The sequence below is a fragment of the Methanobrevibacter sp. genome, from assembly GCF_045114555.1.
Classification (GTDB): Archaea; Methanobacteriota; Methanobacteria; order Methanobacteriales; family Methanobacteriaceae; genus Methanobrevibacter.
Genome location: NZ_JBGUKT010000018.1, coordinates 85819 through 107918 on the forward strand (window position 1 = coordinate 85819; position 22100 = coordinate 107918).

The following is a 22100-nucleotide window of genomic DNA, read 5'->3' on the forward strand; positions in this document are numbered from 1 at the left end:
AATTAAAAAATTATTTATTTAATATGTATGGATGTGACACTATGATGATGGGAGGTGAACCAATTGAAAAGTCTAATGAAGATGGTACGTCAATTTGGGGAATCTATCATCACATTGGTTGTTGGCGTCATTCTATTTTTATTTAATGCTGTAAAGTTCGTCGTTTCACTTCCAGCACGTTTTGTAAGCTATATAAGAGAATTTTTAGCTGACACTGATTCTGTTTTGAAGGAAAGCCTTATAGCCCTTTCCATTTGTGCTGTCGGTGACTTATGCGCAGGTATCATTTTAGGAAACATGGAATTCTTCCTACAGACCTATCCTGGCCTTATGGTAATCATTCCAGGAGCTATTGGTATGAGAGGAAACATTTTCGGCTCCTTCGGTTCAAGGTTAAGCACTCACCTCCACATTGGTACAATATCTCCTGAATTCAAAAGGTCAGACCTTTTGGATGAAAACATTACAGCATCAATTATCTTGACTATGGTCCTTTCCGTATTGCTTGGAGCAATTGCAAAAATAATCTGTATAATATTCAATTTCCCAAGCATAAGCCTTTTCGACTTTGTCTTGATTTCATTTATAGCCGGATTGATTTCTACAGTCATCATGCTCCCTATTACAATGTTCATTTCACTTAAGAGTTTTGAAGGGGGTTGGGATCCAGATAACATCACAACACCATTCATTGCAGCGGTTGGAGACTTCTTTACCTTGCCTGCAATCATTTTAAGTGTTTTGATTGTTAATCTAATAGGTTTCAATCCAATCGTCAAGATGGTATTGTTTGCAATCATTATCTTGATTACAGTGGTTTCATTGATTTCAGGATACACTGCTGACAATGAAGTAAGGCATATCGTTAGGCAATCCACTCCAGTCCTGTTCTTCTGTTCCATATTGGGAACCGTTGCAGGTGGAATATTGAACAACTCACTTAGCACACTCCTTAAGAATCAAACATTGCTTACATTGGTTCCATTGTTCTCTGGTGAAAGTGGCGGTTTGGTAAGCATATTAGGTGCAAGATTGTCTTCAGGTCTTCACTCCGGTTTAATCGATCCGGTATTGAGACCTAAAAAGCATACAATGGAAAACTTCATAGCTATTGTAACTTTAGCTGTTGTAATGTATCCTTTAATTGGATTCTTGGCTGAATCCTCTACAATAGCTTTCAATAACATTGGTGTCGGATACCTTCAATCCATTTTGATAAGCCTTATTGCAGGTATGATCCTGATTTTAGTCATGTTGCTTGTAGTCTTCTATATCTCTACAATTTCATATAGAAGAGGGCTCGATCCGGATAATATTGTCATTCCTTTATCTACAAGTCTGACAGATTCAATATCCACATTGATTTTGATTGTAGTGTCTTTAGGTCTTTTGAGTTTGATTTAATCTTGAATAGTTATTTATAATGTTTTTAGGTATTAAACTTGATTTAATTTAAAAAAATAGTTGGTTTTATTGATTAGTTATTTTAAAAAAGACCTAATTCTTTTTTATTCTATTTTTCATTCCAGGACTTTTCCATTTCACTTTTAAAGAACTTATATACATTTTCAGCACCCAATATTTCCTCTTCCAATGACCATTCACTTGGATATAGGATGAATGGATATTGCTGGTTTCCTCCAGCACCTCCGTGGCTTCCGATCAATTCCTCAAATGCATAGACCTCATCACTGTCAATGTCATATGCACTGTTTACCAAAATGTCTGGCACATGTGCGAATCCATCTGTTCTTTTAAGCTTTCTGATGGTGTTTTCTCCAAACCTGTCGAGGAAATGATTTCCATAATACTCTTCTGTGTCAAGGTAAAGCACATCATCATCTGAAAACACTATTGTATCATATATCTCAGATTTCACCATAACGAATCCTATTCCTTCATGATGGGCTAATCCACTGATGAGTCCAGGAAATGCATCCTCTATCTGCTCATATGTCATTCTATTGGACCAGTCTGTAAAATAAATCAATCCTAAATTTCCAGAAGCGAGAACCAATGTTTGAGCGGTTTTCTCACTCACTTTTGTCTTTTTTGAAAATTGCATATTCAAGTTCAAGTCAGTTGAAATGTTATTAAGTCTTTTGGCGAATGGCTCATCGCTGTTTAGGAAACTTCTTTCGCTTTTCAGTTTATTGAAATACTCTAAGGTTGAGGAGTTGTTTTTTATCTCATTGAACTTTTCACGTGGGCTTATTTCAAAGTCAAGCCTTGAATCTATTCTTTCCCTTGTATTATCAATTCTTGTGTCTATTTTTTCTTTTGTGTTGTCTATTCTTTCCTTGGTGTTGTCTATTCTTGTGTCTATTTTTTCTTTTGTGTTGTCTATGGATTTTTCAATTCTTCTATCCACCTTTTCAAGATTGTCTTCAACATATGGCTTTAGAGAGTATTTTTCCCTAAAGTGGTCATCATTTGAGTGAAGAATACTGTGAACTGTAATGTCATCAGGCAAGAGATCCTTTACCAAATCATTCAAGCTTTCACCGTATTTTTCCTTGAATGTGAATCCATTGGATTGGCCATGGTCTGACAATACAATTATCTTGTAGGTTCTGGCAGATTTTTCCATTGCCTTTTCCAAACGCTTGAATTGCCTGTCTATTTGCCTAAGTGCATAAAATGAATCGTAATCCTCAACTCCTGAATGGTGAGCTATTTCATCATAGCCCATATATGTTGCATAAATCACATTGTGGTTTCCAGCAAGGATATCCCCAATTAAGGTGAGTGTTGTAATTTCTCTCATGGCCACATTTGCACCTGCCCGTGCCACATAGTATGCAAATCCTCTCCACTTCAATCTAGGCTGTATGTTCTTGAACAAATGTCTCATCCTTGATGCAAATTCCATGATCATGTCATATATGAAGAGTATCAGGATTCTTGTGATTGCATAAGGCTTTGAGTATAGGTAATACCAGCTTCTTGACTTGATTGCTTTGGAAATTGCGAATTTGCTGAAAGTCAATATGTGGTCTGTTGCATCCCCTGAAAAGAGATTGCTTCTGCTTGCTCCATTGTTTGAAAGCAGGCCTTTTCCATTTGATATTCTCTTTTCAATGAGTTCAGAGTTAGTCCTTCCGTTAGAGGATATTATGCGATTGTCCTTTTCCTTTTCGACCCAACGGAATGCTGGAATGTTATTGTTGTTTCCATGAAGTATCCCTGCCTGTGATGAGGATGTCTGGCTTGACAAGTCTGTTTCCCATCTTGCAAGCTTATGGCTTCCATCACTTAGCCATTTGGATAAGGTAGGCATGTCTCCATTTTCCAATGCCTTTCTTAATGTATGATGGGAAAGCCCATCTATTTCAAGGAATATGAAACCTTCCTTCTCATTAGCTTCGGTGTAGATTGCCTTCATTTCCTTTTCCAAGATGTTGTGGTAATAGCTATTGTCATCATCAATGTTCAATACAAGTGAAACAAGAGAGGATATGAGTCCAATCAGCAGTGGAACGGAAAATAAGGATATTCCACTGATGTAAACTCCAGGAATGAATAGGCTTATGAAGTAAAGGAGTATTCCGTCGATAAGGAATGTTCCGAATCCAAGTGTAACCACAATGAATCTCAGTGAAAAATAGCTTAAAAGAGGCCATAATATGGCGTTTACTAAAGAAAGGAGTATTATGACTATGAATGCGGTTCTGAAGTTTGGTATTGATATTCCTCCAAGGGTTTTAGTTATGATGAAGAATATGCTTACCTCTAGAATCAAGTAAACGATAAAATAAATGATTTTCTTTATCTCTTCTCTTATTGTGCTAGTCATAATATGATGCCTGTTTGAATTTATTATAAAAAGTTTATCTTCCTATCCTAATATATGATTTTTATTTTATTAAATATTTTTTTAGTTGAATTGTTAAGTATATTAAGTATTCTTTCTATAATATTAATGGGAAGTTTTATATTGTTTAAAAGATTGTATAAAATATTTTTTTAGAGATTTATAATTCATTCGAAATAAAATTGAGTGTTCATATCATATAATATTTTGGTATACCTAAAAATTTATATAATTTAAGAAACAAACTTTATGATGAGAACAATTTAATTTGATAAAATCTTGTTAATTAATCATTAAAATGAGGGTTGACATGTCAACAATGATAGAATTTGAAAACGTATCCAGAATCTATAAAAGCGGAGACCATGAATTGAAGGCCTTGGATAACTTAAGCCTTAAGATTGAAAAAGGGGAATTCGTTGTTATTTTAGGTCCATCCGGTGCAGGTAAATCCACCTTATTGAATCTGCTAGGTGGCTTGGATTCAGCTACAAGCGGAAAGATAATAGTTGACGGGCAAAACATTGTAGATTTTGATGATGATGAGCTTACCAAATACAGAGCCAAAAGCGTTGGTTTCATATTTCAGTTTTATAACCTGATTCCAAACTTGACAGCAAAGGAAAATGTTGAATTGATGAAGGATATCACAGATATTGATGTTAAAGGTGATCTGATTCTTGAATCCGTTGGCCTTAGTGGCCATGGAAATCAATTCCCTGCCCAATTGTCAGGTGGTGAACAGCAAAGGGTGTCAATTGCAAGGGCTTTGGCAAAGGAGCCTGCGATGCTCTTATGTGATGAGCCCACTGGAGCGCTTGATTCCAATACAGGTGTATTGATTCTTTCATTGCTTCAAAACAAGTGCCATGAAAAGGACACAACTGTAGTAATTGTAACCCACAACTCAAAATTGGCCGAAGCTGCAGACAAGCTGATTAGAATCAAAAACGGAAAGATTGAAAGCATCACTGTCAATGAAAATCCCTTGGATATACATGAGATAGAGTGGTAAGAATTTTTATTTCAATTAGAGATATGTAGAGTGTTGATTCACTCTATTTTTAAAGTGATAAATTATTGATGTTAGTTCCTCTATTTTTAAAAAAGTGATAATATGAAAATGCTATATAGGAAAATGCTACGTGATTTCAAGGATCATAAGGCCCAGTTTCTCTCTATCTTTTTAATGGCTCTTATAGGAGTCTTTGCATTTACAGGAATTAGCGGTGAAGTTGTAGGTATGGTGGATGTATCAAACAGCTATTATGAGAATACAAACCTAGCTGATGGGTGGATCTATGGAGAGGAAATAAGTGACGATGTATTTTCCGATATTAAATCCATGGAAGAAATCAAGGATGCCCAAAGGGAGATGGTAGTGGATACGGTTGCCAATTACTCATCAGACCCAGAGATTACTTTGCATGTTGTAGAGGGAAATCAAAACATATCCAAATTCTACCTTTTCAAGGGGAAAGACTTTGACCCTAATGATGAGGAAGGAATTTGGATTGACAAAAGGTTTGCAGATGGCCGTAAATTGGATATTGGAGATAAGATCACCTTAAAGTTCGATGGAAATAAGGTGTCTAAAACAGTTAGGGGAATAATGTATTCTCCGGAATATGTCTATTATATCCAGGAAGGTAGCTTGCTTCCTGACTTTTCTCAAGTGGGCTTTGCTTACATCCCATCTAAAGGCGCTGATTTTGACATTGTGTATAATACAATAGCTCTTGATGGCTATGAGGAATTGGATGAGAAGGACTTCAAGTCTGCATTGGAGGATAAATTGGGCCAAAAGGCCTATGTTCAGTATGTCGACCGTGACAATAATGTTGGGATAAAGACATTGCAGGATGAGATATCCCAACACCAGATGTTTTCAGGAATATTTCCAGCCATTTTCGTTCTTGTATCACTTTTGACTTTGGTAACAACAATGTCCCGTGTCATTTCAGCTCAGAGGATGCAGATAGGAACCTTAAAGGCAATGGGATACAGCAACAAGTCAATAATCCTTCACTATCTCTCTTATGGATTCGTATTGTCATTAAGCGGTTCTGTTATAGGTCTTGTTGTAGGGCCTTTGACCATACCTTATCTATTCTATCCAACAATGTCATCTACCTATTCGCTTCCTCGCTGGGGACCTTCATGGGACATCAGCTTCTTTGCTGTTGCAGGACTTATGGTAGTCTCTTCTGTATTGATAAGCTACATTTCAGTAAAGGGAATCAGCGATGAGAATCCTTCAGAAACAATCAGGCCAAAGGCTCCAAAACTTGTAAGTTCCGGCCTTATTGAAAGAACCAAGATTTGGGAAAGATTCAGCTTCAATGAAAGATGGAACTATAGGGATGCAAAAAGGAACAAGACCAGAGCGATAATGAGCGTTTTCGGTGTATTTGCATGTGCCCTTTTGGTAATGTCTGCATTCGGAATGGTCGATTCAATCAATGATGTTGAGGATTGGCAGTACAATCAAATCTATAACTTCAATTCAAAGCTATTATTAGAAGAAAACATCACAGATTCACAATTGGATCATATCCTGGATGAGACTGGCGGTGAAGGAATCCGGGAAGAGGCCATTGAGTTGAAGTATAAGGGAATCAAGAAGACAGGAACCCTTACGGTAATGAACGATTCAGAGTATTACAAGGTAACAGATGCCAATAGAAACTATATGCATCTTGATCCTGATGGAATAGCCATTTCAGACAAGATGGCTGAAGTCCTCGGATTGAAGGTTGGGGATAAGGTAAGATGGCATGTTGCAGGAAACCCTAAATGGATTGATTCAGAGATTACAGAAACATACTCAATTCCTTTTGGCCAAGGATTGATAATGTCTCCTGAAGTCTTTGATGAGATTGGAGGGGATGACTACAACTACAGCACAAATGTTGTATTGACCAAAAAGAACGTGAAAGAAAACTATACTGGAGTAAGCAGCATTACAACAAGTGAAGACATCAGGAAGGGATGGAACACAATGACTGAAGCATTGGACTTGATGGTCAGTGTCCTCACTACCTTTGCAATTGTCTTGGCAGTTGTGGTATTGTACAATTTAGGTCTATTGTCATTCACTGAGATTCAAAGGGAGCTTGCGACACTCAAGGTTCTTGGATTCAACTCAAAAAGCTTGAGAAGGCTTTTGTTAACTCAAAACCTATGGTTCTCAACTATTGGATTTATTCTAGCTATTCCTGGAGCTTATGTTTTGATGGGCATCATGATGGGGTCAACTGGTGATGAGTATTGCTTCCCAATCAACATTTACTTATGGAACTTCATAGTCAGTTTCCTCATTACCTTTGGATTGTCTGTTCTTGTCAACTTGGCATTTTCAAGAAAGATCAAGAAGGTGAATATGGTTGAATCCTTGAAGAGCAATGAATAGATTTAGGGTTTTATTCCATATTTTTTTCTTTTTTTATTTATTTTACATTTTCCTTTTTTAAAACATTTAGCATGGTTTACTATATAAAACTATATCTGTTTAAATCACTCTAATTTTACTATATTACTATAATATTGATTTAATTTTGTTAAAAATACTGTTTTGTTTAGTTAACTTTAAATATAACTTTTTTTAAACTTTTATTTAAGAAATAAACAATTTTAATTAATTTTTAAAAAGGTGATATTTTGTTAATCCATGAAAACAATAAGGGGTGTGTATTGGATAATTTTAAGTTAGTAAATCGTGATGAAATAATTGATTTTATTAATTCTCACAATGGCTTATTGGAATTAATAGAAAAAGCATATCCTTTGCTAAAAATCTATTTTCCAAAATATTCTTATTGTTTATTATATTCAATAGATCCTGAAATTATCAATCTCGAGCATATCATGCTATTTATCAATGGTGATGAAAAGGTTTATGATGAGGATTGTTTGAGATTAAAAGAATTGGAAAATGAAATAGAGAAATTGAAAGTTTCTAATTGCAATGTTAAGCCATTGCTTTTAGTTGATATATGATTTGATACAAGTGATAGTATGTTAATTGAAGAAAATAAAAGAGATTGCATATTAGATAATTTTAAATTAATCAATCAAAAAGAGATTATTGATTTTATTCGTTCAAATACTGGATTATTGGAATTAATTGAGAAAGTCTATCCTTTGCTTGAATCTTATTTTCCAGATTATTTCTATTCATTATCATATGCAACAGATCCGGAAATAAAGGATTTGGAAGATTTGATGCTATGCATTCATGGTGATGAAAAGGAATTCAAAAGCAATCGTAAAAAGTTGCATGATTTAGAAAGGGAAATAGATGGCTTGAAAGTCTCTAACTGCAAGGTAAAGCGTTTGCTGTTAGTGGAGGTATTGTTTTGACTTTCACTTGGGATAAATTTTATGATGTTGGAAACTGTATGAAAAATATTTCCAAAAAGGAAGAGTATCAACGTTCTGCTGTAGGCCGTTTTTATTATGCAGCTTTTGGATTAGTGAAGAATTATTATGAAGATAAATATCAAAGAACAGTTCCTTCGAATGATTCTCATTCATTTCTAATAAATGAATTGGAAAAATCTTATGGTGATGAGAAGGCTTTAGGTGAAAACTTGAGAAAAATAAGAAGATTTAGGAATTACGCCGATTATGATAGCAAATTCTATATGAAAAATGTAGGTGTCAGTGAAGAAATCTATAATGAAATAATTATATTATTGAATAATTTAAATAAAAAAAGTAAAAGGTAATTACTCATACCTATGAGTAATCAAGTTTCTTAGGATAGCCATTCTTACTGGAATTGCATTTGCAGCCTGTTCAAAGTACTTGTTGTACTTTGTATCGTCAACATCATATGCAATCTCATCTATTCTTGGTAGTGGGTGCATTACAATAAGGTCCTTTCCTTCAAGCAATTCCTTATTGATCAGGTAAGCTCCCTTGATCTCTTCATATTCCTCTTCGTCTGGGAACCTTTCCTTTTGGATTCTGGTAACGTAGAGGACATCAACATCATCAATGACATCCTTAAGGTTGTTTGTTTCCTTGAACTTGATATTGTTCTCTTCAAGGTCATGCAATGTTTCCTTAGGCATCTTAAGCTGGTCCGGTGAGACAAATGTCATCTCAACATCATACATTCCCAAAGCGTATGAGAGTGAATGTACGGTACGGCCGTATTTTAAGTCTCCAAGAAGCGCTATGTTCAATCCGTCTATTTTTCCGAAGTGCTTTTTGATTGTGTAAAGGTCCAATAATGTCTGGGTTGGGTGTTGGCCTGCACCGTCACCTGCATTTATGATTGGAACATCCACGATATCTGAGAGGAAACGTGACACTCCTTCAAGGTCGTGTCTTATTACAATTGCATCACAGTATGATTCAAACATCTTTGCTGTATCTGCTATGCTTTCACCTTTAGCCACTGAACTGATTGATGTGTCCCCAAGTTCAATGCATTCCCCTCCAAGTCTTTTCATGGAGGCTTCAAAGGAAAGTCTTGTTCTTGTGGAAGGTTCGTAGAATAAGAGTCCTAATATTTTTCCTTCAAGCTCTCTGGATAACTTCTTTGATTTAGCAACATCTTCAAGTTTGCTTGCTTCATCTAAGATGAATTCAATTTCATCCTTTTCAAAATCCTTTAATGAAATAAGGTTTTCATGGCCAAATATATTATTACGCTCCTTAAATTTTACACTTGGAATAGTGGTCTTATAAATAAAAAGAAAAAAATAGAAATATTAATTTTACTTTAAAAAAAATGAAAAAAAGTTTTTAATTAGATTAAAAACCTTTTAATTCTTTCACATGTTTTAGAATATGTATCCTAGCAATGCCATGATGATGAATACAAGAATTGCTATGATAAACACTTTCATGCCGATTTTCATCATCCATTTCAATAGCCCAAATATAATCATCAATAGTATAGCTATTATTATGATCTCTATAATCATGTTTTCACCAGGCTATATAAAAAGGACACTTAAGGAGCTATTTCGTCTCCTTTGAACCATCCGATGATTCCAACAATAATGGAAATGATGATTCCTAAAATTAACATTTTCCAAAAGTGGTGCATAAAGAATCCTATTATTGGGAATAAAAAGAATAATACGATCGCACATAAACAAATTTTATTTAATTCCATATTTTCACCTCTTTTTTAAGAACTCCTTTTTGAAAAAGGTGTTCTGTTTTATAATATTTCTAAAGTATTATAATAATTTATCTATTTTATTCAATTTTGTTCATTCTTCTTTGATTAAATAGCTCTTTAATGTTCCAATGTCTTCTATTGTCACTTCAACTATTGAATCTGCCTTCATTTCACCTACACCTGGAGGTGTTCCTGTAGCTATCACATCTCCTGGATTCAATGTCATTGTCTGTGAAACGTATGAGATGATTTCCTGTGGAGAGAAGATCATTTGTGAAGTGCTTGAGTTTTGCTTTGTTTCTCCATTTACCTTGGTTATGATCTTTTGATTCAATGGGTCAAGGTCTGTTTCTATATATGGTCCCATTGGAGCAAAGCCGTCACAGCTTTTTCCTCTTGTCCATTGGCCATCTCCAAGGGTGAAGTCCCTTGCTGTAACGTCATTTATTATTGTGTATCCGAAGATGCAATCATCCGCTTCTTCTATACTAACTTGTTTGGTTGTTTTTCCTATTACAACCGCAAGCTCTCCTTCATAATCTATTTGCTTTGACACATTAGGATAGATGATTATGTTGTCTGTTCTATTTACTGTAGTGGATGGCTTTATGAATATTACAGGGCTTTCAGGTAGGTCTAGATTCAATTCCTTTGCATGATCCTTGTAATTGAGGCCAATGCAGACTATTTTAGACGGTTCAGTTGGGGATAGTATTTCAATGTCATCTAAGCCGTGTGATGATACCATATTGTATAAAATGAATTTTATGTCCTTATTGAAGTAGTCTAGAATGTCTCCATTTAGTTCGATGACCTTACCTTCATCGTCTAGGAAACCTGATTTTATTTCTTTATCTTCATTTAGACTGTCGGCCTTGTTCTTGAATCTTAGGAATTTCATTAAATCACTGAAAATAAATAATAATAAAATTTAACCATTAAAAAATTATTTTTAATCATTGAATGATTCTTTCTATTGGAACTACAAGAATGTCACGTGCTCCTGCATTTCTAAGCTTGTTTACAAGCTCGAACACTTCATCTTCAGCCACCACTGCCTGAACTGCCATTGTTTCCTCTTTTGACAACACTTCAGATACGGTTGGTCCGCTCATTGCAGGCATGACCTTTTGAACTTCACATAGGTCCTTTTTAGCTACATTCATCATAAGCAATTTCTTTCTTCCAGCTTCAAGCACACCTTGAATGGAGGTGCTTACAGCTTCCACAAGATCCTTCTTCTCTTCATATGAGTTCTTGTTAGCTATTAATTTTATTGAGCTTTCAAGTATTGTATCAACAATCTTCAAATGGTTCATGTTGAGTGTAGTTCCTGTGCTTGTAAGGTCTGTGATTGCATCAGCTATTCCAATGAATGGAGCTATTTCAGTTGATCCTGTAAGCTTTACAATCTTGATGTCCAAGTTGTTTTCCTCTAGGTACTTTCTAGTGAGATTTGGGAACTCTGTAGCTATTGTCATTCCGTCTTTTAGGTCTTCCTTTGTTTCTATTTCACTGTCATCAGGTGAAGCGAGAACTAATTTTGTTGCTCCAAAGTTCAAATCCAAGAGTATTTCAACATCTGCATCGTTTTCCTCTATGAGATCGTATCCTGTGATTCCCATATCACAGATTCCTTCATCCACAAATTCAGGAATGTCTGCAGCACGTGCAAACATCACGTCTATGTCTTCGTTGTAAGTTTGTGAGAATAATTTTCTGTTTGAGCTGTCCTTGAGGCCAAGTCCTGCCTTTTCCAGGATTCTTACTGCAGGATCACTGATTCTGCCCTTAGACGGCACTGCAATTTTAAGTTTCATGATTTCATCCATATTGTTTTATCTAAAGACTAGCTTATTATCAAAGCTATTGATATTTTTTATCTACAATTATTTTAGTTTTATTTCTATATAATATTAATCAATTTATTGAATTTTTTCACATAGTTGATTTTTGAAAAATTTCAATATTTTTTAATCATTTGTAATATGTAAAAAATTAATTTTTACTTTTGTTTAGTTTGAGTTTTAATAAACTAATTTTTTATATGCCATATGAATAGTTAGAATTTTATTTGTTGTATATATAGTTTATGATTTTTAATTATAAATCATTACAATTACTGAATTCAAATTCTATATTCTAATATATCATATTTTGTTAATTAAGGGCGTTATAAGGGCTATTTTTTAGAAACCTTTATATAGTAGTAAATATTAAGATATTATTGTACTTATGAAAAAAAGCTTGTTCAGCTAGTATTTTTTAAAAATATGAACTCTGAATAAGCTTACACTAATTATTGCATTAGTAATAAGTATAGTTTTTTAAAATAAAATTATGGAGAATGATATTTATGGCAATTCCTGTAGCTCCTATCGGAAGAATCATTAAAGATGCTGGTGCTGAAAGAGTAAGCGAAGACGCTAAAAAAGAATTAAACGCTTACGTAGAAGCACAAGCTGCTAAAGTTGCTAAAAAAGCTATTAAATTCGCAGAATTAGCAAAACGTAAAACCGTTAAAGCTGAAGACATCGAATTAGCTATTAGCGAATTATAGACCCAGCTTTTCCGCTCCTTCGGAGCGCAAAACCTGGACCAAAATTCTTATCACTACGTGTTAGTGATAAGTCTTTTGTTTTTTTACTGTTTTTTTATATTTTTTTACATTTTTTTCTAGTACTGTTTTTTTAAGATTTATTTTGAGCATTGTTGTTTTAGTTTTTCATACTCTTTTTGGTTTAGTTTTGTTATTCTTTTTATTGTTTCATCGTCTAGTCCTTCTTTTATGAGGTCTTTTGCTATTTGGTAGTTTCTTGATTTTTGCCCTTCTTCATAGTATATTCGGTCTCTTCTTCCCAGTATTCCTTTAAAATCCAGTGCACTTTCATCTATCATTTTCATCACTTCCTTATATTCTTCATTATCGGTTATGAATTTTTTAGCTAAAAATGATTGGAGAACTGCTGTGTGTAACTTTTCTGTTTCATTCATTTTTGCATCGACTGTAAGATCGATTGATTTGATTAGCAATTCTTTAGGTGATCTTTTTGATTTCATGAATGTAAGTATTCTTAAATCCCCTATTTCTGATTTGCTAAGCTCTTCGTTGTTTTTATTTTTCAAACTTATATTATTTATAGTTTTATCACCATCCAAGGTCTTAAACGATTTATAAGGTATAGTAAACCCGTCATTGTTGTGCCAATTGAAAATAAGCTCATCATTGTCCTTATAATGAGTGTTGAGGACTAATGTGTGGACTTTTCTTCGATATTTGGTGCTCATATAACATGCATAGTCAAAAAATTTTTCCTTATCTTCCTTTCTTATTGCAGTTGAGTGTGCCTCTAAACTAATTATGTCCTCATTGTCCAATTCCCAAAGAAATCTGCCATTCTTTCCTTTCCATCATATGTTACGATTTTGGTTGGACATGGTCTCACTATTTTATATGGAAATCCAAATTTTTCAAGAATGGTGTTTATTCCAGGATATAGAAGGCAAAAGTACTTGTCTTCAGTTTTTTCTAAATCTGTTTTTTCATTATTTTTCATTTTTTCGCCAAGATAATCTATAAATAACCCTAGTTTAAAGTTTATCTTATTTAAATGGATTAGTTTTTTTAAATATGAGATTTCAAATGTTTTTTAATATTATAACGAAATTAAAACAATTTTTCCAAATGAAATTAATTTATCGAAACATTTAAATATAACAATTGTTATATTATAGTATAGAGAAATATAACAATCGTTATATTTTTTCTAAAGAAGAAATTTTAATCATTTCTAAAATTTCTTTTTTTAAAAACGATACCCTCCTTAATATGCAATTTTATTGCTAAAGACATTTTATTTATCGCTCTTAAAACACAAATCATAACACACACAAAAACACGATATGATTAAAATAATGCAATCTCCTAAAAAAGTAATTTCTTCACAAGTCTTTAAATCTCAATCATTTTATTATTTTAATCATATTAATTTCTTTTTTCATTGCTTTTGTATTTCTTTTTTTGCTTTATCTGTTACTTTTTCTATAAGTTCTGATTCTATTCCGATTTTTTCAAGTTCTATTGCAACACTATCTATCCCTTTTTCTCCATATATTCTTTTCATTTGTTTTACTGTGTTTTGTATCATTCCGCCTTCCATTTTCACCAACCTCTCTATTTCATCAAATTCTTCATCCGTATCAGTATATTTGGTAGCTAGAAACAATAATAAATTTTTAATGTCATTTAATTTGTCTCTGTTTACAGTTCTTATCTGATTTGCTAATGTAATGCATTCAACAATCAATTCCTTAGGTGATTTGTCCGATTCCATAAATGGAATCAGCAATAGATCATTAAGTTCCTGGGTTTCATCATCTATTCCACCCTTTTCCAATAGATTTTTTAAATTTTCCAGATGCTCTTCTCCACTGAATTCCTTAAAAGTCTTTAATGGAATTTTATACTTGTTTTCGTTATGCCACTCATCTTCGTATTCGTTATTTTTCTTCTGTACTGTGCTGATGAAGTAGCTGTTTGTTTTCTGTTTGTATTTTATTCTAAGATACGTTGCATAGTCCAGAGATTTTTCTATGTCCTCTTTTTTTACATATGTTGATTTAAATTCGAGATTTAAGGTTTCCTTTGATTTCAAATCAAATACCAGATCCATTGTTTTGGTTTCATCTCTATAGTTCTGATATTCATTTGGAAGAATTTTAACAATTTCCCCAGGTATGCCAAGTACATTCAATAATCGATTTAATCCAGGGATGCTTTGCTTGAAATATTTATCTTCTATTTTGTCTTTATCTCCTGTATTTTTTTCTTCATGAATATAATTTAAAATCCTCCATAAACTAATATTTATGTTTATTTTGAATTTTATCTTATTTAAATACTTTTAATGACGATTTTAATTATTATTTAATAGTTAAATCGTAATTTACAACTTTTATACAATTTTTTAAAGATATTATTAAATTATAATGAGATTAAAATAATTTCACCGAATCATATCAACAGTGCCTAAAGATTCATTTCCATTTCATTTGCGAAATCCTTATTTGCTTTAGAGCGATTAGCGCTTCTTTCTTCCTCTATGCACCTTATAAGTGAAAAGTATTCTTGAATTTCATTGAAATCATCGGACTTTTCGCATGCATTTTCCAATAGTTCTATGATTTTATCGAATCTGTGGCTTCTTAGTGTAATTGTTTCATATATTCCCATTGTATCATCTCTTTTCAATTGCTTATTAAAGCATGATTGATTGCTTATATTATGATTTTAATCTTATATAAGCTTTGTTGGTTTAAATAAGTGATTTACTATTCGTAATAAATAGTTAACTAAATATATATCGTTTTTTTCAAAAAGCAATCGTTCTAAATATAAGACCATAAAAGCATTATGCAATGTCTTATTAATCTTAAAAAAAAATAAATTATTTATACGGATTTCTAAAGAAATATTATCATTAATACCAGCTTTAAAAAAGGACTGATTATATGAGATTCAAAAACATATTTTTAAGCGTAATGATTTTGATATTGGTAGGAAGCATGACAGCTATTGCAGCTGCAGATGACTATGAGTCATTAGGTGACTATACCTTTGACATTCCTGATGGATATCAAGTGACAGATAAGACTGATGAAATGGTGACAATGCAAGTTGATGAGGATCATCCTATTATTGTTTATAAATTGGATTCAGTAGCTGATGTTGATTCTTTCATGTCACTTTTGGAAACTACTGGATGTAAATTAGTAAGCGAGGATGCTTTCCAAGCTGGAAGCTTTAATGTAACTCCATATGCTTACACTTACTTAGACGCTCAAGGATTTTTCTACATCTGTGATGATGGAAAAGGAACTCCTATTTTAGTTGCAAGTTCAGGACCATCAACTGAAGATCCTTTGACTGTGGATGATAATCCTGCAAGAATAGTTGTTGATTCATTGGAATAAGTTAATTCTTATTCACTCTTTTTTTATATTATTATATTATCTTTAAGCGATGATCTTGTGGATATTTTTTAATAAGATTGAGTCAATATTAAAATCATTTCGTAATTTTCAAAATATTTAAAAAAAAATAGCTATTGGAATTCAAGTTGTCTGAATATTCTTTCCATATGTTCAATCGCATCATTGACTTCTTTTGAACTAATATCATAAAAAGGTTCGTAATCAGCCTTTTTTCTTAAAGAGGCCAAATCACTTAGTTCTTTTTTAATATCTTCTTCTCCAAAGTCATATAGCGCATCTCTTACTTGCTTATGTTCACCGATTCTTTTTTCCTTTTTCTCGAATGTCCATGGTGGTTTTGGTTCGAATCTTTTAATTTTCTTTAACCATAATAAGCAGTAAAGATATGAACTATAGTAAGCTCGATTGATTATTGTTGCATTAACACACCACTCATCACAGTTTTTAGGGACTATTTGATCCTTTAACATCAAAAGGTTTAAAGTCAACAAATATAACTGAAATTGAGGGTATCCTTCAATCTCCATCTAATTACCTCTTAATAAATATATGTGCATTTCTACTGAAATCATCGATTCCATTGGATTTTGAAAATTTAACCATATGATTATACATTTCATCACGTGCGGAGTTTATAATCTCTTTGCTGGTTCCATTTATGTTGTTGAAATGGTAGATATAGTCAACGGTATCAATATCTGGCTCTTCTACAATGGTGAAATCATCTAAAAAATCATATTTCTTGCTGAATCTTCCCAACTCTTCAGTGTATATCTTTTTTGGTTCTTCCATTTCCATTCTGAATTCATCGATTTTAAGCATATTCTTTTCACCTCCATTATACCTTATTTTTAAAAATACTTTGTGTATGGTAGTATATAAAGATTTTCTAAAATTTAAGGCCAATATTTTAATTAATATGTAAAATTATAATGATTTAGGTGAAAATAAGGTTAAATTGGGGAGAAAATTCATGTATAGTTTTATATGGTAAACTAAAATTAGGAGTGATTGAAGTTTCTCAGAAAATCAATGCATGACTTCACATATGCGACCAATTCACTAATGGATTTTGATATAGAGGAGAATTGGTACGATTCGGGGGGGTCAAAGGGGAATCTTATATTTCTATGGTAATGTTGAAGATTTGATTGTGATTAATTATAAGGGCCTTCAGATGTGGATTTATAGGATAGTCCTGTAGGAGGTTTTTTGAAGTTTGGTTTGATATTTTATTTTTAATGCTTGTTTATTATTTGTATGGAATTTTTAAGAATTATTAATTCTTATTTTATTTTTTAAGCACAGTAAACTATTTTTAAATAATTGTTTTCAACTGCACTCTTAAGATTTATAAACTTCCAAAAACAATATTAAATTATATAATTGATTGTTGATACTATGACAAGAAAAATGATAAGTCTTTTTACAGGTGCAGGTGGATTAGATTGGGGCTTTCATCATAATGGCAATTATGAATTAATAGCTTCCAATGAAATATTAGAACCACATTTAAGAACATATACAGATCACTATAAGATTCCTCTAGTTTCTTTAGACAATTATTCTAATGAAGAAAATGTAGGGGTTTGTGGTGATATTCATGATTTAAAAATTAGTCATGAAACTGATATTATTACTGGTGGCCCTCCATGTCAGGATTTTAGTGTGTTACGTGGAGATGATAAAAGAGCAGGGTTTACTGTAAGAAGAGGTAAATTATACGAACAATATCTTAGAATCTTAAGAGATTCTAAACCAAAAGCCTTTATTTTTGAAAATGTAGTAGGTATGGTATCAGCAAACAAAGGAGCAGCCTATGAAGCTATTCAAGAAGACTTTAAAAATGAAGGATACGAATTGGTTTATAATCAAATTTTAAATCTTAGTGAAATAGGTGCACCACAATCCAGAAAACGTTTAATTATTATTGGAATTAAAAAAGAATTAATTTCAGATAGAGAACAAGTTGATAAAATTATAAATAAATATTTAACTAATCCTTTACTTGAAAAATACCCTCTAACACCATTAGAGACCTTTGAAGGTCAAATTTTAACAGAGCTTAATGAAAAATATGTTAAAATAATGAAAGAATATAATGGATGCATGGAAGGAATCGACAATGAAATAAGGCCTAAATGGGAAGAAGAGTATAAAAATTTAACTTTTGATATAATTAAAGATTATTTAAATGCTAATAATATAGATTGTTTTGATGAAAAAGAATTTAAATTAGCTATGGAAGAACATAAAAAAATTCTTAAAATTTTAGGATTCTATGGCAGAAAAGTAGATCAACAACAATTTTTGGATGATACTAATAAATTACCTAAGAAAAATAGAACTGTAACAGCTAGAATGCATCATATACCTCCTTTTTATAATTTCAAAGCTGTTGAAAATACTGAATGGAAAATTAGAGGATTAATGAGTAATATTTATAGAAGATTACATCCTTTGATTCCTTCTCCAACTGTTATAGCTTATGGTGGGGGCGGAACAGGTGGTTATCATTATGAATACAATCGCCAAGGACTAACAAATAGGGAAAGAGCTCGTTTACAAACATTCCCTGATGATTATTTGTTTAATGGTAAAACAACTGAGATTAGAGCGCAAATAGGTGAGGCTGTTCCTCCTATAGCTAGCTATTGGATTGATCAAGCAGTTACTGAAATCTTAGATTCATTTAATGAATAATTGGTTATTTCGAAAAAAATATATTAATATTTCATCAAACTTAATATTAGTGTTTAATATGGGTTTGGAAAATAAAAAAATTGAAGTAGAATTAACCGAAGAATACTTTAAAAAAACAATTTATTGGATTATATGCAAATATAATATGGATGAATTTAAAAGGGAACAATCTTCATCTAAACAAGCATTACTTGGAGGTTTTATTGATCGTTGGATGAATAAAGCTCCAGAATTCTTAATTTTTAGCAAACTTTTAGAAGATAAAAACTATGATGTAGTAACAGATACTTTTTTTTATACAAAAGGGGAATCTAAAAACGCACCAGATATTATAGGTTTAGTGGATAAACAAGGTGTTTATTATCCTTTTGCAAAATTTAACACTGATAAGTGGCAATTGATAGAAAATACTCCTTTTATTGAAATGAAAACATTCCGTAGCAATCAAAGTTTAGTGACTATACCTTACACTCAATTTGATGAAAATCATTTTTATGTGATAGTTGAATCACATTTAGAAGAAGGTTATTTATCTGCAATATTTGATGATGAATTATTTGAAAATAATGAGTATTATGAATTCATTTCATCTTCTCATGATGATTTTATAATATCAAATGAAGAAGGAATCATTAAAAATCCTGTAAAATTAGAGAAAAATAATGAATTGGGTTCATATTATTTATTAGGTATTTATAAGGGTAAAGACTTGAAAAAATATTCTCAAGTTGTCGAACAGGGGGATAAACCGATTTATTTCCGTGAAGAAACAGAATCCCCATCTAGATTACAGAAGAGATTTAAAGTAGATTCTACTGAGATACCTTCAGGTCTTTATTATTTTGATAATGATGATAAGAATATTCCTTGTGATATTAAAATTTATCAAGATTCTAAACTTACTATAGAATATAAGACAAAGAAAACTTTGGATGTTAATGTAGAGGGAAGAGTTGAAGTAGATGGAAAAAGATTATCTGCTGGATTAAGAAGATTAAAATTTGATGAATTTGAGAAAAATGGTCAGATTAAAGAGGTTGTCTTGACTAAATCAATTTTAGAGTGTTTTAATAATGAAATTTCTTATACAGATGAATTAATTTCCATATTTGATGATATTGTTGGAGATATTTAGTTTTATTAAAAATCTTAATTAATTTTTATTTTTGGTAAGTCCCCTCATATTAATAAAACCAACAAAAAATAAATATCATTTAATTTAATCAATGATTAATAAAATTATAAAATTATTAAAAAATATTATTTTAATCGATGCTATCTTTAATTTAATCAAATCTTAATTTAAAAATATTATTTTTAATCCACAACATGTAGATAATACTTTATTTTTTACCAAAAACCTATTTTTTTTAATCTAATTTCAATATATTTTAAATACTTTTCTCACCTAATATATTTTATATAACTTATTTTCAAATGAAAAATATTTAAAAATAATATCTGGCCGGATTAATATGGAAATTATCAACCAAAAGCAAACTCCAAAAAGAAGTTTTAAGAGAAGTCTAATAGTATTTATCGGAAACGTCCTGGGAATTTACCTAATAGGTTTTTTAGGATTGGGAGTAAAGTTAAGTTCATTTGATGACATACTCCTTTTAGTTCTATTCATCGGTTTAATCAATTCAATTCTCTGGCCTATGCTAACAAGAATAGCGATGCCGTTTTTGGTCTTGACCTTTGGATTTGGAACATTGATACTAAACGGTTTTCTCCTTGAGGAATTCGCACCATTGTTTGGAATAGAAATCCAAGGCCCTGCAATAATACTTGCACCATTAGGTATGGCTGCAGTTACAACCATACTGTCTTCCCTCATAACAATTGATGATGACAGCTCATATTACCGATCTGTCTTTAATGATGCGAAAAAGAAAAGGAAAGCTGAAGTCAAGGATTATCCTGGAGTGATAATCGTTGAAATCGATGGGCTTGCTTATGAAGTTCTCCGTGAAGCTGTCGAAAGGGGAGAGATGCCTACAGTTAAGGAAATGATTGAGAGCAAGGAGTACACTCTTAGAATGTGGGAAACTGATCTTTCTTCCCAAACAGGTGCAAGTCAGGCCGGAATCCTTCATGGAAACAATGAAGGCATCGTTGCATTCAGATGGATAGAAAAGGCCAATGGCAATCAGATGATGCAATGCTCTGGAATCACTAAAGTCCCTGAACTGGAAGAGAGAATCTCAAATGGGGATGGATTGCTTGTGGATAATGGAGCAAGCAGATCAAACCTATTTTCAGGAGACACTGACAATGTGATATTCACATTCAGTAAGATAATGGACTTCAAGAAACTCTACAATAAGGCATGGTATTCCGTATTTTCCAATCCAAGCAATTTTGCACGTATCATCGCCTTGTTCCTTGGGGATATGGTGCGTGAAATCTGGTCTCAAATCACACATTCATTAAGGGATGTCAAGCCAAGAATAAAGCGTGGAATAGTCTACATTCCAACAAGAGCTGCAACAAACGTCTTCATGAGGGAAATCAACACTTCAACATTGATTGGAGACATGATGATTGGGGATATTGACGTTGCATACTCAACATATTTGGGTTATGATGAGATAGCTCACCACTCCGGAGTTAGGGATAGTGATGCATGGATTGCCTTAAGGCAGATGGACAGGCAGGTCAAGCACTTGATTGATGCAAACAAGTATTCCCCTAGAGACTATCAATTCGTTATCCAATCAGATCACGGCCAAACAAATGGCGCCACATTCACCCAAAGGTATGGTGAAAGCTTTGAGGACTTTGTCAAGTCATTGCTTCCGGAAGACATGTCTATGTTTGCAAAAATGACTTCCAACGATGACCATTTTGTAGGTGACTACACTCCATTTGCTAGAAAGGAAAAGAAAATAGCCAAAGAGGAAAAGGAAGCTCAGGAATTAAGCGACTCTGAAGTCATCGTATTGGCTTCAGGAAACCTTGCAATGATCTATTTGACACAATGGAGCAAAAGATTGACTTATGAGGAACTTAACAGCTATTTCCCTGAACTGATACCAGGAATCATAAATAATGAGTATGTTGGCTTTATATTAGTCAATTCTGCCGAACATGGAGACTTGGCCATTGGTAAGAATGGAACCTACTACCTGGATAGCGACAAGATTGATGGTGAAAATCCACTTACTGGGTTTGGAGATAATATTGTCAGACATTTGAAAAGAACAAGTTCATTTGAGCATACACCGGATATTCTGGTTAACAGTTTTTATGATGAGAAGTCAGATGAGGTATGTGCATTTGAGGAATTGGTTGGAAGCCATGGTGGTGTTGGTGGAGACCAATCCAAGCCATTCATATTGTATCCTTCAAGCTGGAATGTCAGTGATGATGAGATTATTGGTGCAGAAAGCATATATGAGCTATTGAAAGAGAATTTGCTTAAATTGAAATCATAATTTAATA

Annotated in this window: 23 protein-coding genes; 11 read left to right on the top strand and 12 right to left on the bottom strand. The window is 32.6% G+C overall.

The genetic code is table 11. The annotated features are described in order from the left end of the window. Nucleotides 1-75: 75 nt before the first annotated feature. Nucleotides 76-1404, top strand: coding sequence for a magnesium transporter (locus tag ACJMLB_RS03820; protein WP_405324075.1), 1329 nt, complete (start codon nt 76-78; stop codon nt 1402-1404). Nucleotides 1405-1513: 109 nt separating this feature from the next. Here the strand turns inward: ACJMLB_RS03820 and ACJMLB_RS03825 are convergent, their stop codons facing one another. Beyond that, nucleotides 1514-3796, bottom strand: coding sequence for an alkaline phosphatase family protein (locus tag ACJMLB_RS03825; RefSeq protein ID WP_405323817.1), 2283 nt, complete (start codon nt 3794-3796; stop codon nt 1514-1516). Between the two features lie 328 nt (nt 3797-4124). Between ACJMLB_RS03825 and ACJMLB_RS03830 the strand changes: the two genes are divergently transcribed. The 5 genes from ACJMLB_RS03830 (at nt 4125) to ACJMLB_RS03850 (ending at nt 8544) form a co-directional block, all read left to right on the top strand. Continuing rightward, on the top strand, nt 4125-4829 hold the full coding sequence (locus ACJMLB_RS03830) for an ABC transporter ATP-binding protein (RefSeq protein ID WP_295607209.1): 705 nt from the start codon (nt 4125-4127) through the stop codon (nt 4827-4829). Nucleotides 4830-4931: 102 nt separating this feature from the next. Continuing rightward, nucleotides 4932-7226 (top strand): ABC transporter permease, encoded by a 2295-nt coding sequence (locus tag ACJMLB_RS03835; protein WP_295607205.1) that lies wholly within the window; start codon nt 4932-4934, stop codon nt 7224-7226. Between the two features lie 248 nt (nt 7227-7474). Next, nucleotides 7475-7813 carry a hypothetical protein gene (locus ACJMLB_RS03840; protein WP_295607202.1) on the top strand — a complete coding sequence of 113 codons (339 nt, stop codon included), beginning with the start codon at nt 7475-7477 and terminating at the stop codon, nt 7811-7813. A gap of 18 nt (nt 7814-7831) precedes the next feature. Further along, nucleotides 7832-8176, top strand: coding sequence for a hypothetical protein (locus ACJMLB_RS03845; RefSeq protein WP_295607199.1), 345 nt, complete (start codon nt 7832-7834; stop codon nt 8174-8176). Further along, complete coding sequence (locus tag ACJMLB_RS03850; protein ID WP_295607196.1) at nt 8173-8544, top strand: HEPN domain-containing protein; 372 nt, start codon at nt 8173-8175, stop codon at nt 8542-8544. The genes ACJMLB_RS03845 and ACJMLB_RS03850 overlap by 4 nt, the downstream gene beginning before the upstream one ends. On the opposite strand, the gene pyrB is transcribed toward ACJMLB_RS03850, so the two are convergent. The 5 genes from pyrB to hisG all read right to left on the bottom strand — a co-directional run bounded on the left by pyrB (nt 8545) and on the right by hisG (nt 11776). Further along, the gene (pyrB, locus tag ACJMLB_RS03855) at nt 8545-9468 is read right to left on the bottom strand and encodes an aspartate carbamoyltransferase (protein ID WP_296856663.1); all 924 of its coding nucleotides are present in this window, start codon (nt 9466-9468) and stop codon (nt 8545-8547) included. Nucleotides 9469-9609: 141 nt separating this feature from the next. Continuing rightward, entirely contained in the window at nt 9610-9753 is a 144-nt protein-coding gene (locus ACJMLB_RS03860) for a hypothetical protein (protein WP_292787820.1), read from the bottom strand. Nucleotides 9754-9782: 29 nt separating this feature from the next. Beyond that, nucleotides 9783-9947: a hypothetical protein gene (locus ACJMLB_RS03865; protein WP_296856646.1), complete on the bottom strand. Its 165-nt coding sequence runs from the start codon at nt 9945-9947 to the stop codon at nt 9783-9785. Nucleotides 9948-10047: 100 nt separating this feature from the next. Further along, on the bottom strand, nt 10048-10857 hold the full coding sequence (locus tag ACJMLB_RS03870; RefSeq protein ID WP_296856648.1) for a fumarylacetoacetate hydrolase family protein: 810 nt from the start codon (nt 10855-10857) through the stop codon (nt 10048-10050). A 55-nt stretch (nt 10858-10912) separates the two neighbouring features. Continuing rightward, nucleotides 10913-11776, bottom strand: coding sequence for an ATP phosphoribosyltransferase (gene hisG / locus ACJMLB_RS03875; protein WP_405323822.1), 864 nt, complete (start codon nt 11774-11776; stop codon nt 10913-10915). A 536-nt stretch (nt 11777-12312) separates the two neighbouring features. Here hisG and ACJMLB_RS03880 point away from each other — a divergent pair. Beyond that, nucleotides 12313-12516 (top strand): histone family protein, encoded by a 204-nt coding sequence (locus ACJMLB_RS03880; RefSeq protein WP_292787827.1) that lies wholly within the window; start codon nt 12313-12315, stop codon nt 12514-12516. Nucleotides 12517-12653: 137 nt separating this feature from the next. Here the strand turns inward: ACJMLB_RS03880 and ACJMLB_RS03885 are convergent, their stop codons facing one another. The 4 genes from ACJMLB_RS03885 to ACJMLB_RS03900 all read right to left on the bottom strand — a co-directional run bounded on the left by ACJMLB_RS03885 (nt 12654) and on the right by ACJMLB_RS03900 (nt 15189). Next, entirely contained in the window at nt 12654-13334 is a 681-nt protein-coding gene (locus ACJMLB_RS03885; RefSeq protein ID WP_296856653.1) for a hypothetical protein, read from the bottom strand. Then, entirely contained in the window at nt 13316-13513 is a 198-nt protein-coding gene (locus ACJMLB_RS03890) for a hypothetical protein (protein WP_296856655.1), read from the bottom strand. Before ACJMLB_RS03890 ends, ACJMLB_RS03885 begins: the two co-directional genes overlap by 19 nt. Before the next feature lie 441 nt (nt 13514-13954). Continuing rightward, entirely contained in the window at nt 13955-14710 is a 756-nt protein-coding gene (locus tag ACJMLB_RS03895) for a hypothetical protein (RefSeq protein WP_405323825.1), read from the bottom strand. Between the two features lie 275 nt (nt 14711-14985). Further along, entirely contained in the window at nt 14986-15189 is a 204-nt protein-coding gene (locus ACJMLB_RS03900) for a hypothetical protein (protein ID WP_296856659.1), read from the bottom strand. A 278-nt stretch (nt 15190-15467) separates the two neighbouring features. On the opposite strand from ACJMLB_RS03900, the gene ACJMLB_RS03905 reads away from it, so the two are divergent. Beyond that, nucleotides 15468-15929: a hypothetical protein gene (locus ACJMLB_RS03905; RefSeq protein ID WP_405323827.1), complete on the top strand. Its 462-nt coding sequence runs from the start codon at nt 15468-15470 to the stop codon at nt 15927-15929. A 131-nt stretch (nt 15930-16060) separates the two neighbouring features. Here ACJMLB_RS03905 and ACJMLB_RS03910 read toward each other — a convergent pair whose 3' ends face one another. Next, nucleotides 16061-16477 (bottom strand): hypothetical protein, encoded by a 417-nt coding sequence (locus tag ACJMLB_RS03910; protein ID WP_296870407.1) that lies wholly within the window; start codon nt 16475-16477, stop codon nt 16061-16063. Between the two features lie 4 nt (nt 16478-16481). Next, the gene (locus tag ACJMLB_RS03915) at nt 16482-16772 is read right to left on the bottom strand and encodes a hypothetical protein (RefSeq protein ID WP_296870409.1); all 291 of its coding nucleotides are present in this window, start codon (nt 16770-16772) and stop codon (nt 16482-16484) included. Nucleotides 16773-17351: 579 nt separating this feature from the next. Between ACJMLB_RS03915 and ACJMLB_RS03920 the strand changes: the two genes are divergently transcribed. The 3 genes from ACJMLB_RS03920 (at nt 17352) to ACJMLB_RS03930 (ending at nt 22093) form a co-directional block, all read left to right on the top strand. Further along, complete coding sequence (locus ACJMLB_RS03920; protein ID WP_405323829.1) at nt 17352-18653, top strand: DNA cytosine methyltransferase; 1302 nt, start codon at nt 17352-17354, stop codon at nt 18651-18653. 58 nt (nt 18654-18711) lie between these two features. Beyond that, nucleotides 18712-19788, top strand: coding sequence for a hypothetical protein (locus ACJMLB_RS03925; RefSeq protein WP_405323831.1), 1077 nt, complete (start codon nt 18712-18714; stop codon nt 19786-19788). A 340-nt stretch (nt 19789-20128) separates the two neighbouring features. Beyond that, a complete protein-coding gene (locus ACJMLB_RS03930; RefSeq protein ID WP_405323833.1) occupies nt 20129-22093 on the top strand; it encodes a phage holin family protein in 1965 nt (654 codons plus the stop codon). Nucleotides 22094-22100 lie beyond the last annotated feature (7 nt).